Genomic DNA, 15581 nt, shown 5'->3' with positions numbered 1-15581 from the left:
CGGACTACGACAAGGAGAAGCTGCAGGAACGTCTCGCCAAGCTGGCGGGCGGCGTTGCCGTCATCCGCGTCGGCGGTGCGACCGAGATCGAAGTCAAGGAAAAGAAGGACCGCGTCGATGACGCCCTCAACGCGACCCGTGCGGCCGTCGAAGAAGGCATCGTTCCCGGCGGCGGCGTCGCCCTGCTGCGCGCTTCGCTGGCCATCACCGTCACTGGCGCCAACTCCGACCAGACCGCGGGCATCGCCATCGTGCGTCGCGCGCTGCAGGCTCCGGCCCGCCAGATCGCGGCCAACGCCGGTGCGGAAGCATCGATCGTTGCCGGCAAGATCCTCGAGAACAAGGGGGCGACCTTCGGCTACAACGCCCAGACCGGCGAATATGGCGACATGATCGCCATGGGTATCGTCGATCCGGTCAAGGTTGTGCGCACGGCTCTGCAGGACGCGGCCTCGGTCGCCGGCCTGCTGGTCACCACCGAAGCCATGATCGCGGAGGCTCCGAAGAAGGAGTCGGCTGGCGGCGGCATGCCGGCTGGTATGCCCGGCGGTGGCATGGGCGGCATGGGCGGTATGGATTTCTAATCCAGCCCCCTATCAATCTACAGCGGAAAGGGCGGCAGCAATGCCGCCCTTTTTTGTGTGCCGAGCATGATCGACAGCTTGGAGGTGCAAGTCCTCTACCCAGCTGATGGCGGCGAAGCGCAACGGCGTCGTCGTGAGACGGGTCTGGCCGTGTCCTTTCGTTCAGCCGCTGGTCGAAACTCACGATGATCGTGCTGCCTTCCGCCGTGCCGTGGATCTTTACAGGGCTGCGAGAAGGCCTTGTCAACGGCTGGCAGACCCTGGTTGCGGTAGAACTCATCGCATCGTTCGAAGGGCTCCGATTACCTGATGGCCTATGGTCGTCAGCTCTTTCAATTTGAACTCGTTCTTTCGGCCATGATCGTGGTCGGCCTGACCGAATTGGTGATCCACGGCCTGCTCACGCTTGCCGAAAACTATCTGCAACGCTGGCGTCCGGAGACCCCACGATCAGCCTGATCACGATTGCAGGTCGGGATAGGCTGTCGCACGGCGCTTCCATCGCACCGCCGGCCTTCCGCTTCATCGGCCGACATATGCGGCCCGGTGTCGATGGCGCTGCTCGCGATTTGGGAGTTGCTCGCCCATGCCGGCGCTGCTGACCCACGTTTTCTACCGCGGCTGGAAGAGGTGGCGGCCCGCGGCATGGCAGAGTTCAGCCGAGGTGGCCTCGGCTCCAATCTTCTGGCGAGCCTGGAACGTGACCTGATCGGTTTCGTGTGTGGCAGTGTGGCGGAATCGCGCTTGGTCCGGCGATCGGATTTTCCCGCCTTATCGAACGCCTGAGAAGGCTCGTGGTCGCGGTTGTGTTACCGCTATTACGTGACCTGATCACGTTGACGATGCCAGCACCTTCATTGGCCACTTTCTGGACCATGTACGTCACATCAGGCTCCCCCGCCCCATCGACACGAGCCGGCTCTGTAACCACGCCGCCGTCATATAGCGGTTCCACGACGGCACTGGCGGCAGTCGTCTTCTCAGCGGCTACTGGTGGACGTTTCAGCAGCCAACGAATCCAATGGTGACAAGGACAGGCAGACCAAGCACCGCGTAGAAGCCGTACTCCGCTGGAGTTCGCCTCGGAAGTGGAGCGACAAGGGCCTGATTTGTCTTGCCATGCCGACATTGTCAGCACGCTTTTCGAAGCCTCTGAATTCCTTAGTGTCCATCCCAGCTCGACCTCCGACCATCCCCATTTCCGGCTGCCCGCGGCACGGCAGCCCTTGGCCTCTAGCTGCGCTCGAGCGGATCAGCGTGCCGTCCGCCTCCTCTGGCTGATCAAAATGTCTGCACCCATTTGGCAATGGCCGCTTCGCGCAAAAGTTTTCCCCCGTGAGCCGACTTTCCGAATTGGCTTAACTTCCAAATCTGTGGCTTTGCCTGCATTGCGGAGCGCGAAGTTCCGACCACTCGCCCAAGGGTATGCCATGGCGTTTCGTCTCTTTGTTCCGATCCTTGCCGGTGCAACGCTGCGCGAGCGGCTGCTCGCCTGCATCGGGGCCATGATCGGCATCGCATTGACTGGCGTGATCAGTGCGCTGGCGAACGGGTCTGGCCCACATGTCGCACTGCTGGTTGCTCCAATGGGAGCATCGGCCGTGCTGCTCTTTGCCGTGCCTTCAAGCCCGCTGGCGCAACCTTGGTCGATTATCGGTGGCAATACGATTTCGGCGCTGGTCGGGGTGATCGTGGCGCATTTCGTGCATGAACCCATTCTTGCTACCGGCATTGCGGTGGCGCTGGCCATCGCCGCCATGTCGTTCACGCGCTGCCTGCATCCGCCGGGTGGCGCCGCCGCCTTAACTGCGGTGTTCGGCGGACCGGCCGTCTTCAGCTCGGGCTTGCTGTTTCCCTTCGTTCCTGTAGCGCTGAACTCGATCGTGCTGGTCGCACTCGGCTACGGCATCCATAAACTGTCGCGGCGCAACTATCCGCATGTGGCGGCCCCCGCCCTTAAAAGCGCGCATGGAACCATCGATCCGCCCGCGCGGGAGCGGGTCGGCTTCCAGCCCGAGGATATCGATGCCGCGCTCGGCGCGCTGGAGGAAACCTTCGATATCGACCGCAACGATCTTGAGCGGCTGCTACGGCAGGTCGAGTTGCAGGCGATGGTGCGCTCCCACCGGACCCTGCTGTGCGAGGACATCATGTCGCGCGATGTGATTTCGGTCGATGAACATGCGCCGGCCGACCAAACGCGTCATTTGCTGCTCGATCACAACATCCGGACGCTGCCGGTGACTGACGCCGAGGGCGGGCTGGTCGGTGTAGTTGGCCTGCGAGAGCTGACGAAGGCGACCGACACGGTGAGGGCTGTGATGTCGAAGGCTAGCACCGCCTCTCCCGATACGCCGGCGATGAGCCTGCTGCCGGGTGCTCACCGACGGCCGCAGCCATGCCGTGGTCATCGTCGATGCCGAGCGACGCATTATTGGGCTGATCACCCAGACCGACCTGCTGGCAGCGGCAGCGCGCGTGCACATGGCCGACACAACGCTGGCAGCGGCATAAAATAGTGATCCGGACTTGCTCAATCCGGGAACCCGATGGGGCGCCAATAGGATAGCGGTATTAAGTGCGGCCTTCCGCCTAAGACAATTCCTTTTTACGAGTAGATCAACCCTGAAACGCGACCGCGTGCTCAGGCATCTGGTTCACGTAGGCCAAGTACGACTGCACCAACGGAACACTCTTCAACCTTGCCGGTGGCCAGAGCCAGTCCGCTATGTCGACTAAAGGCGTGCGGACTACAAGTGCAACCATCTGGTGGACGGCTCCTCTGCAACGATGGTAGCGCGGTTCGCGTGTCCAAGGCTGGGTTGAAGCTCTACGTCGCGGGTTGAGTGATCGTTGGCAAGGGTCGCGGCTCAGACGCCGAGGACGCGGTTCGCAATTCCATGCAGGTGGTCCTTTCCTTTGGTTCCTGCATTTCGCCTCTGGTGAGGCGCGGCCGACTCCCGTCATGCATCACGCCGACGACCGTCGCTTCCTCGCCGCGCCAAGGGTTTGACTAGGCCGACGATAGACCATGCGATAAGCAATTCCGAAACGATGTGGCTTCCTTGCGCCAAGTCGGCTCTGTCGAACAGCGATGTCAACATGATCCTGAGTTCCGAGGGTTCGCCGCGCATCAATCCTATAACCTTGATGACGTTCCTGACTAGGAGGATGAGGCTGCTCCAACACGTCCACGGTGTTAGGAATTGCCATTGCACGAGTTGATCTCGGACTTCTTCGTCGCGCATCGCCAATTTCCAGCCCAATACCGCGCCTACGCTTGGTACCCTAACCACGCGGCCTATCGCCCTCATGCCCGCTTCGAGGACCCTCCAGGATCGGGCCTGTTCGGATAGGTGTGGGAGGCCGAGGCATCAGAGGGAACGGCCAGACGCTACCATGAGGATGCGCCATTTGCCGAAGAGCCGTGCCGTTACCTTCGCCACTGTGCGGAACGCGGGGCGACCGTCGCTTCAGCCATCAGGCTTTGGGTGTCATTTCTCCCCTGGCGGAGTCCACCGCCCCCGACAAAAAGTCTGACCTTTGCCAGTCTTCTACGGGCAAGCGTTCGCGCCAAAAGTTCAAAGCCGCGTCCATAACATTCAACAATGAAAGTCAGCCTAATCAGATCGAGCAGAAAGTCGTCGATGGCATGTGTGAGCGCGTGAGACTTTTGTTCAAGCTGAAGCAGCAAGGCGCGCGCCTCTTCGATCGCGGCCCGGCAACCGTCTGCGTCTATCAGGAATCAATCCTGTCTAAGATCTGCAAGCCCTCACCTCGCCCCAAGCCAGACTCAGCGCATCGAACGCCGTTGGAGAGAGTTTCCGACGAAAGAACATCGTCGCGTTTCGCGAAAAGGCATCGCTCGGCAAAGTGCGCGTTGATGAAGCATGCTGCGTCAAACTACAAGCAAGAATCCGGGCTCCACCCAGGTGATGTCTTCGAAGGCGGGGTGAGCCGGCTCGGACATGCGTCTCGGCCGCAACCCTTAATCACGAGGAACTGTGCCGCAAGGCAAACAGTTTCTCTCTATTCTTCTAGCCGCCACGGTTCAGCCTAGATTACATGGGAAACGGCAATAACGGAAAGCAAAGGTTGGCAAAATGAGTAGGGTGGCTGGATCAAATGAAGATTTGGCTGCACCAACGACCTTTGCGCCACTTTTGCAGCCCACCTTTCGGTCGATCTGGCTCGCCACGCAAGTCTCGAGCCTCGGCTGGTTGATGCAGACTGTTGCCATCAGTTGGCTGATGGCTACCATCTCGACTTCCGATCTGATGGTTGCGCTGGTGCAGGCTTCATCGAACCTGCCGGCTTTCATTTTGTCCGTGTTCGCCGGGGTTCTCGCTGACAATTTCAGCCGTCGCAGGGTTATGTTCGCCGGCCGCTGCCTTATGGTGATAGCATCTGCGATGCTGACCGCTGTTGTAGCGCTGGGCTTTGTCGACCCATGGATGATTCTCGGCTTCAGCTTTTTAATCGCATGCGGCGGCGCTCTCAACGATCCCGCCTGGCAGGCGTCGGTTGGCGATATGGTGGACCGGCGCGATGTTCCCGCTGCCGTTACCCTGCTTTCCGTTGGCTTCAACACCGTACGGACCGTGGGCCCGGCGCTCGGCGGCATCGTGGTTGCCTCCTTCGGGCTTTTGGCCGCTTTTACCGTGACCACCCTCACCTATTTGGTACCCTTGGCCACCATATGGCGCTGCAAGTGGAAGGTCCGCTCGTCGCCTCTTCCGCGCGAGTCGATGAGGAGGGCCATCTATGACGGGCTGCGCTTCACGGCGATGTCATCGGAAATCAAAGCGGCGATCGCACGCGGAACCCTCTTTGGCCTGGCGAGCATCGCCATACTCGCGCTGCTGCCGCTGATTGTCCGCGACCAGTTGGGAGGAGGCCCGCTCGCCTATGGCACGCTCATGGCAGGTTTCGGAACAGGCGCGGTCTTCGCCGGCCTCTCCAACAGCCTGTTCAGACGGAGCTTGTCGCAAGAACAGCTGATGAGGCTCTCCTGCGTCGCCTGCGCGGCGTGCTCCCTCTCCCTGGCGCTTACCTCTTCGATCGGCGTGGCGGCAATTGCACTTGCTTTGGGCGGCGCAGGCTGGGTCACTGCCTGGTCCGGGGTTGGCGTGAGCGTGCAGCTGGCAAGCCCGCGCTGGGTCGTGGGGCGCACGATCTCCATCTACTATGCATTAATAGACGGCGGCATAGCGGCCGGCAGCTGGGTGTGGGGCACCGTTTCCCAGAACCATTCGCTGACCTGGGCGCTAGAGGGTTCCGCTGCGGCCCTGCTGCTCGTTGCTGCAGCGGGCGTTCTGTTTCCTCTTCGCGAGCGCCGCGAGTCCGAGCCCGATCCTTTGGATGAATTCGACGCCCCAGCTGTCGCTCTCAGTTTGAAGCCGAGAAGCGGCCCGATCGTGGTCAAGATCGAATATCTGATAGCCGAGAGAAATGTCGAGGCCTTCCTCGACCTCATGCGGCAGCGGCGTCATGTACACAGCCGCGTCGGTGCTCGGAACTGGACGCTCCAGCGCAACCTTCAGAAGCCTATGCAGTGGACAGAAACATTCCGAACGCCGACCTGGACCGACTACCTTCGCCTCAATCATCGTCTCACGGAAGTAGACAAGGAACTGGACGAGCGTGTCTTCCAGTTACACGCGGGAGAGAAAGCGCCTCAAATGACGCTTTCGATTGAGCGGCCGACAAGCTCGGCCCGGAAACCCGACCAGTCAATCCTTCACCTTCCCCGTCATTGAAGCCTGACCTTCCCATATCTGGGCATCAGCGATCGTTAAAGATCCGGGTGATGGATGAGAATCTCGGCGGCATCCGTGTCGTGCGTGCCTTCGCCGCGCAGCCGCACGAGCTGGAAAAGTTCGACGGCGCCAAGCAGGACGCGCCTTGATCTCGCCAATGAGCGCGTCGACATCCGTGTCGGCAACACCAGCGCCATGAATTTCTCGTTCCTGACCGCCATGGGCCTGGTCTCGGTGGCCAGAAAGTGATCGCAGGTCAAATCAGCGTCGGCACGCTGGCCCTGTTGCTCACCTTCATGACCATTCTGCAGATGCCGGTGCGCTAGCTCGGATTGATGGTCAACTCGTTCGCGCGCGCCTCGACCTGCGGCACGCGGCTCTTCGAGTTGCTCGACGCCGAACTTGACATCGAGGACGCGGCGGGCGCCAGGGATCTCGTCGTCACCGACGGCGTGCTGCGCTTCGACAATGTCGGTTTCTGCTACGCGGGCTCGGGCGGCCGCCCGACGCTCTCCGGCATCTCCGTCGAGGCGAGCAATGCATCGCCGTCTAGGCAAGGCGAATGCTCCGGACTTCCCAGCCTTTCTTGCCTTGCCCGCATTCGACAAACACCTTCTGTCCCGCCACCAGCACGCTGAGCCCTGAGCGCGTCAGGGCGCTGGCATGAACGAAGACGTCCTTCTCACCGTTGTCAGGAGCAATGAAGCCGAAGCCCTTTTCGGGTTTGTACCACTTGACCGTGCCCCCGCTCTCCAGCTGCGCACCGGTTTCAACGAAGGTCCCTCCAGCGACGCGCGTATGTGACGGAGTTTTCGCGCGGTGATCGCCGATCTCCAGCACCTGCGCGACTTGATGACCTTTTGGACTTTTTTCGACCGTGATCTTGAGAGGCGTTCCCGCGGCAACATCCCGGCTTCCGGCCGCCTCTAACACTCGCACGTGCAGATAGGCCTCCGTGCCGTCCGACAGTTTGACGAAGCCAAAACCCTTGCTGACTGTGAACCACAATACCTCCGCATCGACAGGATCTGCCACCACGGTCGGCGGGCGCTGAAAATAGCTTGGCTCGGAAGTCCGTTCCGAAAAGGAAACGGGGTCATCGTCATAGCGATGCCGGCGTGGCTCGCGATGGTCTCGATATTTGCCCATGATCATCTCGACTGGCATGGATGGCGCACTGCGCTACCGTCAAGATAATCTCAATCGGGCGACGCGTTTATGTCAAAAAGGCCGTGAAGACCGCAGCTGTGCCCGGCCTATCGGCCGAACCCTTTGAAACTAGATTCATTTCCCCTGAAACAATAGTGCCGCCGAGTCGATTTACTGACTCGCATAGGTTGTGTTGGAGTGAGAGTGCGATGATGCTGGCGCGGGCGCACTGGAAGGGCTTTATCAGGCATTGCGGAAAGCCTGCTCCGGGTTTCTTCAAAAGGAACCGAACGGCGGGTCGACGACCATTTGCGCCGGCTCCAGGCCACGGCGCAGGTCTGACCGTGCATGATCGTCATCTCCAGCGTCACGCCCAGCGTCGACGCCAAGCCGTGGAGAACTATGCCGCGCTGTCGCCGACGAGAACAACGTCGCAATGTCGATCGACGAGCTTTGAATCGGCGCACTCAATGGGCCTCCTTCCCCAAGCACGGATGTCGCGTTGGCACTTTTTGTGCAGCTGCGAAGAGCTAAAATCGCCACGACGGGTGGTGTTGACGCGCCGACAATTATCAGACAAAAACGGAATTCAATCGGTTCAGCCGCCTACGCGGCAGGGCTCTGCTCAACGACGTCGGGGACCATGGACGATCGCGCAAAAGGGATTAGGAAAGGCGGAGCTGGAGGCAAGGCCAACGACGTCAATGCGGACTTGATCGCCGTTGTGGTCGCCATGGACAGCAGCGCCCCCTGCGTTCTGACCATCCCGCAGGCAAACGCCCTGCCCTCCGGCCCGTTCGAGCTTGCTCACCGTTCGCTGCAGTCGGGCCTCAGGGGATGGGTGGAACAACAGACCGGCCAGCCGCTCGGCTATATCGAACAGCTCTACACCTTCGCCGATCGCGACAGGGTTGGCGCTGACGACCGCGTGGTCTCTATCAGCTATCTGGCGCTCACCCACCAAGACGAAGCTGGCGACCCGGCCGGGCGACACTGGGGAAGCTGGTACGACTATTTCCCGTGGGAGGATCACCGCTCCGGCACACCGGCGGTCGTGTTGGACGAATTGCGGCCGCGCCTGATGGAATGGGCGGATGGCACTGACGACGCTACGACACGCCTCGACCGACGACGGCGGGCGGCGATCGCCTTCGGCTTTGACGACCGCCATTGGAACGAGGAACTCGCGCTTCAACGTTATGAGCTGCTCTACGAAGCCGCCCTGGTGGAGGAAGCAATACGCGCCGGACATTCCGCTGCGCCCACCTCGGTGTCGGGCAGATCGATGATCGCCGATCATCGTCGCATCCTGGCGACCGGCATTGCGCGGCTGCGCTCCAAGATCAAATACCGGCCGGTCGTATTCGAACTGATGCCGCCGGTCTTCACGCTTTTGCAGCTGCAGCGCACCGTGGAGGCGCTTGCCGGCAGGCTCGTGCGTAAGCCGAACTTTCGCCGGCTGATCGAGCAGCAGGAGCTGGTCGAGGAGACCGGTGAGACAACCGCGGAAACCGGCGGCCGGCCGGCGCAACTTTATCGCTTCCGTCACGCCGTTCTCGACGAGAGGGTGATAGCCGGAACAAAATTGCCGCTCTCGCGGGCTTGACCCGCCTTGCGCCAGCAGCCCTGACGATGTCGCGGACGGCTTGGCCCTTGTGAGAACCGGGATTGTTGAGAATGACGATGTCGCCCGGCTTCAGTGTTTTGTTGAGTTCGGTTTCGACATAGACGCGAAAGGCCTGCGTATTGATGGGTCCGTCAATGACCCAAGGCGCCTCCACCCGATCATGCCGCAGCGCGGTGATGAAGGTCATCGTCTTCCAATGGCCATATGGTGCGTGGGCCATCAGCCGCTTGCCGCGCACACCCCAGCCGCGCAACGGCGCCATGTTGGTCTTGACCCATGTTTCATCCAGGGAGACCAGGCGCGTAGGGTCAATGCGGGTCTGATAGCGCATCCATTGCGCACGCCCGCGCATCAGCTTTGGCTTGAGCTGCTCGGCCGGCAGAACGGTTTTTTTGAAGCTCTTGCCCTCGCGGTGCAGGAAGCGACCGACGCTCGCAGGAGACCACGTTCAGCCAGTGCCGCCGTCAATTGATGAAGCGTCATGTTGGCATCTCGCTCAACCTCGCCCAGGACGAAAGCACGGTGCTCCCCGTCGATCAGATAGGGCCGATGACCACCCATCTTGCGGGGTGCCGCACTGCCAAGGCGACGCTTGCGGCCTCGGGCGTTTCCTGGGCGAAGGCGGTGGCGATGAAAGCCGAGACGACGCCACAGACTGGGCTGGCGGATAGTAGTTCGCGAGTCAGCCACGGTAGCGGTCGCTACGAAGCGCGCAGCACTTTGTCATCGGTACATTCCGTCCCATGCCTGAAATGAGCAGTGCAGCCATGTCGCCTCCTCCGCAGTCACCGTGGCGAAAGCAATCCTTCCGCTGCCACACGGACCTAATGTCGCCTGGCACTAGCTTGCTTCAGCAAACCACTTAGCGCAGTTCTCAGGAGCTACCGTGCCCGCACCGCAGGCGAGGTCCGGGGAGGCTTGCTCACTCAGTTTGCCATTCTGGAAAGTCGCGTTCTTGCCAACGCGCATATTCGAGATATTCTCTCGCAATCGCCTCTACAAGATCTTGTTGGAGCTCTTTGCGAAGGCACGGCATTTCGCTGATTGCCAAGCTGTGCTCTCTCGCAAAATGAATGGCGCAACGATATCCGTCAACGTCTTCCAAAGTGGGACGGACTGCATCTTCCTTCCACTGATCCGCAAGTTCCTGCAGCAATGAAGGTTGTCCTTCTCTTGTGACAAACATGTCTGTGACCCGACGCTTGGCTCTCTCCAGAAAGGCGTCCGAGTTGCCGAGCCGCAACCGCCTTACATGCCACCGAAAAGCGCCATCCCAATGCTGACTTCGCGCCATTAAATTGAGAAGGGAGATCGAACCGCCTTCGAGGATGAGCCCCGGCTGGGAACTACGCTCATCCACTTGCATTATCAGCTTACGATGGGCGGTCTCGGCGTCGATGATGCCCGCGGTTAGCGGGCGCGAGTCCAAGTAGATCCGCTGGGTAGATTGCAGTTCGGAATCCGAGGGACGCCCGCTGCCGGTGGCGATTTGAGGACAGCATTGTACACGATCCAGCGCAATGACCGGCCATCCGGTCTCTCGTGCAATTTGGATTGCCGCGTCTGTTTTGCCGCTGCAGGTCGGCCCGTAAATCAAATAGATTAGCATGTGTATGCCGCTTAGTTTATCGGAACTAACCGCCCCCCAAGCACAAGATACTCGGTAGGCTTTCACCGGACTTGTCGCAAACATTTTGACAAGCGGCGATTATGCCCTGAAACGACGCCATTTTCGAACTTTGTGAAGTCCGAAAGGGCGCAAGCAGCCCGTTCTGGTCGTTCAGTCCAGTCACCAACGCCTCTGTTTGACGTTTGACGACGGTCCACTTTGCACATCTCATGCCGAGTGTGACGCAACGCGGCACCGCAGGATGGTGACCTCGTTGTCTCCGGCAAAAGATCCTTGCGCGTCTTGGGTTAATCGAGGCGGCGGCGCACGGGCGCCTTATTGTCTCGGAACATGGCCAGGAAGGCGGCTGATCAACAAAAGTGGAAGACGGTGTCCCGACGACCTCACCGATTTGTGAGGCGACCGAGGATCTGCCCGACATCGTCGATCTCGTCCTCGAGGTGGGCCGTGTGCCGGCCGCGCCGCCAAAGCCTCCTCCCCTGCCGGTCCGGCTGGAAGCCTCGTCGAAACGGCACAGGAGTACACCAAAGCCGCCAGCGCGCAAACACACAGACCGCCGGCGCCAAGGATTTGGCGCTTTTTGCGTGGCGTCCGCTCCGATCTTCCGGAAGGGGAGCTGGCTGCTGCTTTCTGGGCACTCGCTGCGCATCGCCGCTGCGCAACGCCGAACTGGACATCGAGCGGCTACGCGATGAACCGCATGGTCTGCCATTGTGAGGCTCTTGCTCGACACTAATGGCCTCTCCGAGGTGACGAGGCCGAGCCCTGACGCGCGCGTGCTGGAATGGATGACGGGCTCGATGAAGACCGCTCATTTATCAGCGTTGTGTCGATCGCCGAGATCCGGCGCGGCGCGGCCCTCATGGACAAAGGTCGGAAACGTGACGCACTGGCCGGATGGCTCGCCCGGGACCTGCCGCAGCGCTTCGAGCCGAGAGTCCTGCCCGTGGACGAACTGGTTGCCCTGGCCTGGGGCGACCTGACGGGCCTCGCGAAGCGGCGTGGCCGCGGTCTGTCATCGATGGACGGGCTGATTGCAGCCACCGCGATTTCCTGACCCATCACATGGCGGGGATATTCATGCCCTGACGGCGAAACACCCAGATGCCCCGCACCTACCACGATCAATATGGAAACGCCTCGGTGGCAGCCACGAGGTCGATGTCATTGAAGATGAGATGAAATAGGCGGATCAGCTCTGCTTTTCGCATCCTTGACGCGCGCTTCATGACAGGCCTCGGCCAAGGGCGTCGAGTTTAGCTTCCGGTTGGATGCTTGCCCTCACCTGTGGCTATGCTTACGGCCATCCCGATCGAGAAAAGCATCGAACGCGGCAGCGACAGCGCGAATTACAAAGCGATGCTCCCGCCGTACGCGGACAAAACCGTTTTCGAAGTCCACTATCCCGTCCTCGGCCAGCATCGCCAAGCGTTCAGCTGAATCGAGAAGACGGATCGGATCAGATCCGTGGGCGGTACAGATTGCCTGCATATCGGCCTCGAGATCGCACATTAGTCGCTCGATAATTGCGGCTCGCACGCGGTCGTCGTCGGTGAGGCGATAGCCCTTTGACGTCGCCAGACGGCCAGCTGCGATGTGCTGGATGTAGGAATCCCGTGTAACTTCGTTTTGGACGTACCCCTCGCCGACGCGGCCGATAGCCGACGCGCCGAAACCGATCAGGGTTCTGCAGGTGGTGGCCGAGTAGCCCAGCGAGTTACGCCGCAGGCGACCCGTTTTCTGTGCCAGCGCGAGCTCGTCGTCCGGCAAGGCGAAATGGTCGAGCCCGATCTCGCGGTAGCCGGCGGCAATCAGCGTCGCGGCCACGGCCGCATACTGTTCGGCGCGGGCAGCGCTGCCCGGAAGAACTGCCTCCTCGATGAGGCGCTGATTCTTTATAAGCGACGGGATGTGCGCATAGCCGAACACCGCAAGCCGGTCGGGGCGCATTGCGACCGCCGCCCTCGCGGTCTCGACGCAGGACTGCACCGTTTGATGCGGGAGACCGAAGATGAGGTCGAAGTTGATGCGGCTTACTCCATGCCGGCGCAGCATTTCCACGGCAGCCGACGTCTGCGCCTCACTCTGAACCCGGTTGATTGCTTTTTGAACAATGGGATCGAAGCTCTGCACGCCGAGACTCACACGGTTCACGCCGGCTGCTCCTAAGGCCTCGGCCATCTCGGCCGTGAACGTGCGCGGATCAATCTCGACGGCAACCGTAGCTGTTTTCGTGAGAGCGAAGCGGCGTCGCAGGAATTCCATCAGAGCCAGGAACTCGGCTGGTCCTATGAGAGACGGCGTTCCGCCGCCGAAATGCATGTCGCTCACGGGCAGCGTCTGCGGCGCTCGCTCCGAGACCAAACGGATCTCGTCACGCAGGGCCGCCAGATAGTTGAGGATCGGCGCATCATGGCGGGTGATGGTGGTGGGGAAGCCACAATACCAGCAAGCTGATCGGCAGAACGGAACGTGGAAATAGAGCGACACCGGATCGTCAGCCGGCAGGTTCCTGAGCCATTCCTCATAAGCCTCGGCGCCGACCGCCCCAGAGAACTCCGACACAGTCGGATAGATAGTGTACCAAGGCAGGCCGGCCTCGCGATATTTTGTGGTCTGCAACAGTTACCGTCCCATGCTGATAACCGCCAACCTTACCGCTGCGCTCGCCTGTGTCTTTGCGCTATGTCAGTCCGTTCCGCTTTGGGCTCGAAACTTGTATTTCTCAGCAAAGCGGCCGTTCAGTCTTGGCTGGACGGTCAGCGACTGGCCATGGCTGTTCCCGCCGCGACCCTCACGCGCACCCTTTGGTTCCACCATCCCTTCCCTTCAGCCTGCGCCTGGTCGAGTAGATTCTGCTGAGCGCGGCTGCCGCATCCAACGAGATAACATGGCGTTGGGACCAGACTTTGCTCGCCAGCTAGCGCAGCCCCATAGTGATCTCTGGCATCTCGATGAGCTCGTTGTGTGAATTGCTGGCAAGAAGCATTAGCTGTGGCGCGCCGTCTATCAGGACGAGAGGCTGCTCGACGCGACCGTCAGGTCGGCCGCAATGCCAAGGCCGGCGCGCCTACTGACTCCGTGGTGGAGGCAAGGCTGCGCGTCAGCGCGTGATTACCGATCATCGCGCTCGCCAAAATGACGGCGTCGTACCGAGCGGTGCCGCCGCATGATGTCTCAACGTCGGGGCTCACAGCAAACAAAGCTGTCGCCATTGAACGAAACTGTCGCGAAGCGAACAGACGAACCGTAGCCGAAACGTTTGCCCTTCGTGCTTGGGTTGATCCGCAAGGCAAAAAGGAAGGAAGAGCGAACCAAGGTCCGCCGGCACACTTGAGTTTAAAGCCGCAGCTGCGTCGTCAGGATGGCACGTCATTTGCAGTAGAAGCCTTTGCGACGGCCCGCCCACAACTAGCGGAGATGACGGGGATGATTTGTACAGAAATGTTGGATGGCGTCGTTTCGGCGATTATTATATTTGTAATAACAATCGCATATTTGTAACAATAACACCCAATCATATTCTCAATTTCTGATGAATATCTGGCGTGACGAGCGCATCAAAACTGCTAAAATTCAACTCAATGCGCATCGTTATCGACTGTTTCCTTAGCAAGAGTTCATCACTGACGTCCATTCCTTTTACTCTTTGAACGGAGATCAACAATGAAGATTAGGAGCCTCCTCCTCGGCTCAACTGCGGCACTGATTGCCGTTTCCGACGCTCGCGCCGTGACCGCCGTTGCCGAGCCTGACCCGACTGAGTACGTTAAAGTCTGCGACGTCTACGGCTCGGGCTACGTCTACATTTCAGGCACTGAGACCTGCGTGCGCATCGGCGGCTATGTCCGTTACGACGTCGGCTTGGGCCATGTCGGATTGGTTGATCACGCAAGAACCTCGGATGTGAGGACTGGTGAGCATCAGGGCACATGGCAAAACAACACGCGCTTCACATTGAAAACTTGGACCGGCCAGGAGACCGAACTCGGCACGTTGAAGACCTACACCGAAACCCGCATGAACTTCGGCAACCGCGGCGCTTCGGTTTCGGACAGTTCTCGGCCCTATGCCTTCAACGGAGACAGCACTTTGACTTTCGCCTGGATTCAGCTTGGTGGCCTCCGAGTTGGTAAGGACTGGTCGGCCTTCGACATGTTTATTGGCGGCGCGGGTGACGTACTCAACCAGACGCCGGTTTCGTACGGCGCTTTCGATACCAATGTGGTTCAGTACTACTTCGACGCCGGGAACGGCTTTTCGGCCGTGGTTTCGCTCGAAGAAGGCTCGGGCGTGGTCGGCACAATTGACAGCTACGCTCCGCACGTAGTCGGCGGCTTGGAATACACACATGGCTGGGGCGCGATCACCGGCGTTGCCGCTTACGATAGCAACTACGAATCGGTGGCCGCCAAGGTCCGTGTCGACATCAATGTCACCAACGAACTGTTGCTGTTCGGAATGTTCGGCTACGGTTCCAGGGGCAAGCTCAACGACGACTCCACGAACGCGATCGACGCTCATGGCCGCGGCTTCTATAAGAGTTGGGGCGGGAACTGGGCTTTCTGGGCTGGCGCCACTTACAAGCTCAACGAGACAACTTCGTTCAACCTTCAGCTCTCCGGTGATCAGCTCAAGAACCTTGGTGTCGCTGCAAACGTCGCCTATGCGTTTCTTCCAGATTTCACAGTTACGGCGGAACTCGACTATGGCCGATACGGTAACTTCGCCGTCGGCAAGGTGGACGGCGCTTCCAACATGAATTGGACGAACGCCAACAAGAAGAGCAGTGTCGGCGGAATCCTGCGTTTCGAACGCTCATTCTAACGGAT

The 15581-nt window shown here is 60.2% G+C and carries 12 protein-coding genes and 5 pseudogenes; 11 read left to right on the top strand and 6 right to left on the bottom strand.

Annotation, left to right across the window (positions count from 1 at the left end; all coding sequences use genetic code 11):
• From NKJ20_RS21010 to NKJ20_RS20990, 5 genes and pseudogenes are all read left to right on the top strand, one after another.
• On the top strand, positions 1-584 hold a 584-nt coding region (locus tag NKJ20_RS21010; RefSeq protein WP_352746546.1), incomplete at its 5' end, for a TCP-1/cpn60 chaperonin family protein.
• 185 nt (positions 585-769) lie between these two features.
• The gene (locus NKJ20_RS21005) at positions 770-925 is read left to right on the top strand and encodes a hypothetical protein (protein ID WP_352746543.1); all 156 of its coding nucleotides are present in this window, start codon (positions 770-772) and stop codon (positions 923-925) included.
• Positions 894-1043: a hypothetical protein gene (locus NKJ20_RS21000; RefSeq protein ID WP_352711326.1), complete on the top strand. Its 150-nt coding sequence runs from the start codon at positions 894-896 to the stop codon at positions 1041-1043. Before NKJ20_RS21005 ends, NKJ20_RS21000 begins: the two co-directional genes overlap by 32 nt.
• Before the next feature lie 93 nt (positions 1044-1136).
• The gene (locus NKJ20_RS20995) at positions 1137-1370 is read left to right on the top strand and encodes an ABC transporter permease family protein (protein WP_352746541.1); all 234 of its coding nucleotides are present in this window, start codon (positions 1137-1139) and stop codon (positions 1368-1370) included.
• Positions 1371-2014: 644 nt separating this feature from the next.
• Positions 2015-3098 (top strand): annotated as a pseudogene (locus tag NKJ20_RS20990) (HPP family protein).
• A 449-nt stretch (positions 3099-3547) separates the two neighbouring features.
• On the opposite strand, the gene NKJ20_RS20985 reads toward NKJ20_RS20990, so the two are convergent.
• On the bottom strand, positions 3548-3832 hold the full coding sequence (locus NKJ20_RS20985) for a hypothetical protein (RefSeq protein ID WP_352746539.1): 285 nt from the start codon (positions 3830-3832) through the stop codon (positions 3548-3550).
• 855 nt (positions 3833-4687) lie between these two features.
• Here NKJ20_RS20985 and NKJ20_RS20980 point away from each other — a divergent pair.
• Both NKJ20_RS20980 and NKJ20_RS20975 read left to right on the top strand, forming a co-directional pair.
• Positions 4688-6343, top strand: coding sequence for an MFS transporter (locus tag NKJ20_RS20980; RefSeq protein ID WP_352746537.1), 1656 nt, complete (start codon positions 4688-4690; stop codon positions 6341-6343).
• Between the two features lie 32 nt (positions 6344-6375).
• Positions 6376-6918, top strand: a pseudogene (locus NKJ20_RS20975) (ABC transporter transmembrane domain-containing protein); the annotation flags it as partial.
• On the opposite strand, the gene NKJ20_RS20970 reads toward NKJ20_RS20975, so the two are convergent.
• Together NKJ20_RS20970 and NKJ20_RS20965 are read right to left on the bottom strand one after the other, a co-directional pair.
• A complete protein-coding gene (locus NKJ20_RS20970; RefSeq protein ID WP_352746535.1) occupies positions 6893-7510 on the bottom strand; it encodes a cold-shock protein in 618 nt (205 codons plus the stop codon). The pseudogene NKJ20_RS20975 and the gene NKJ20_RS20970 overlap by 26 nt on opposite strands.
• Before the next feature lie 261 nt (positions 7511-7771).
• Positions 7772-7988 (bottom strand): annotated as a pseudogene (locus NKJ20_RS20965) (3-methyl-2-oxobutanoate hydroxymethyltransferase); the annotation flags it as partial.
• 147 nt (positions 7989-8135) lie between these two features.
• On the opposite strand from NKJ20_RS20965, the gene NKJ20_RS20960 reads away from it, so the two are divergent.
• Entirely contained in the window at positions 8136-9098 is a 963-nt protein-coding gene (locus tag NKJ20_RS20960) for an NUDIX hydrolase (protein ID WP_352746532.1), read from the top strand.
• Positions 9099-9171: 73 nt separating this feature from the next.
• Here NKJ20_RS20960 and NKJ20_RS20955 read toward each other — a convergent pair.
• Positions 9172-9381, bottom strand: a pseudogene (locus tag NKJ20_RS20955) (IS630 family transposase); the annotation flags it as partial.
• 209 nt (positions 9382-9590) lie between these two features.
• Between NKJ20_RS20955 and NKJ20_RS20950 the strand changes: the two are divergent.
• Positions 9591-9875, top strand: coding sequence for a hypothetical protein (locus NKJ20_RS20950; RefSeq protein WP_352746530.1), 285 nt, complete (start codon positions 9591-9593; stop codon positions 9873-9875).
• A gap of 166 nt (positions 9876-10041) precedes the next feature.
• On the opposite strand, the gene NKJ20_RS20945 is transcribed toward NKJ20_RS20950, so the two are convergent.
• Positions 10042-10728: an isopentenyl transferase family protein gene (locus NKJ20_RS20945; protein WP_352474847.1), complete on the bottom strand. Its 687-nt coding sequence runs from the start codon at positions 10726-10728 to the stop codon at positions 10042-10044.
• A 734-nt stretch (positions 10729-11462) separates the two neighbouring features.
• On the opposite strand from NKJ20_RS20945, the pseudogene NKJ20_RS20940 reads away from it, so the two are divergent.
• Positions 11463-11803, top strand: a pseudogene (locus NKJ20_RS20940) (PIN domain-containing protein); the annotation flags it as partial.
• Between the two features lie 227 nt (positions 11804-12030).
• On the opposite strand, the gene hemN reads toward NKJ20_RS20940, so the two are convergent.
• Positions 12031-13371 (bottom strand): oxygen-independent coproporphyrinogen III oxidase, encoded by a 1341-nt coding sequence (gene hemN, locus NKJ20_RS20935; RefSeq protein WP_352746527.1) that lies wholly within the window; start codon positions 13369-13371, stop codon positions 12031-12033.
• Positions 13372-14415: 1044 nt separating this feature from the next.
• On the opposite strand from hemN, the gene NKJ20_RS20930 reads away from it, so the two are divergent.
• Positions 14416-15576: a porin gene (locus NKJ20_RS20930; protein ID WP_352746524.1), complete on the top strand. Its 1161-nt coding sequence runs from the start codon at positions 14416-14418 to the stop codon at positions 15574-15576.
• Positions 15577-15581 lie beyond the last annotated feature (5 nt).

It is taken from the genome of Mesorhizobium sp. M0185, assembly GCF_040322175.1.
Classification (GTDB): Bacteria; Pseudomonadota; Alphaproteobacteria; order Rhizobiales; family Rhizobiaceae; genus Mesorhizobium.
This window is presented reverse-complemented; position numbering and strand designations above follow the sequence as displayed.

Excerpts from the sequence above, each read along its gene's own strand:
- NKJ20_RS21005 (WP_352746543.1), top strand. The coding sequence starts at position 770 with ATGATCGTGCTGCCTTCCGCCGTGCCGTGGATCTTTACAGGGCTGCGA.
- NKJ20_RS21000 (WP_352711326.1), top strand. The coding sequence starts at position 894 with ATGGCCTATGGTCGTCAGCTCTTTCAATTTGAACTCGTTCTTTCGGCC.
- NKJ20_RS20995 (WP_352746541.1), top strand. The coding sequence starts at position 1,137 with ATGGCGCTGCTCGCGATTTGGGAGTTGCTCGCCCATGCCGGCGCTGCT.
- NKJ20_RS20985 (WP_352746539.1), bottom strand. The coding sequence starts at position 3,832 with ATGCGCGACGAAGAAGTCCGAGATCAACTCGTGCAATGGCAATTCCTA.
- NKJ20_RS20980 (WP_352746537.1), top strand. The coding sequence starts at position 4,688 with ATGAGTAGGGTGGCTGGATCAAATGAAGATTTGGCTGCACCAACGACC.
- NKJ20_RS20970 (WP_352746535.1), bottom strand. The coding sequence starts at position 7,510 with ATGCCAGTCGAGATGATCATGGGCAAATATCGAGACCATCGCGAGCCA.
- NKJ20_RS20960 (WP_352746532.1), top strand. The coding sequence starts at position 8,136 with ATGGACGATCGCGCAAAAGGGATTAGGAAAGGCGGAGCTGGAGGCAAG.
- NKJ20_RS20950 (WP_352746530.1), top strand. The coding sequence starts at position 9,591 with ATGAAGCGTCATGTTGGCATCTCGCTCAACCTCGCCCAGGACGAAAGC.
- NKJ20_RS20945 (WP_352474847.1), bottom strand. The coding sequence starts at position 10,728 with ATGCTAATCTATTTGATTTACGGGCCGACCTGCAGCGGCAAAACAGAC.
- NKJ20_RS20930 (WP_352746524.1), top strand. The coding sequence starts at position 14,416 with ATGAAGATTAGGAGCCTCCTCCTCGGCTCAACTGCGGCACTGATTGCC.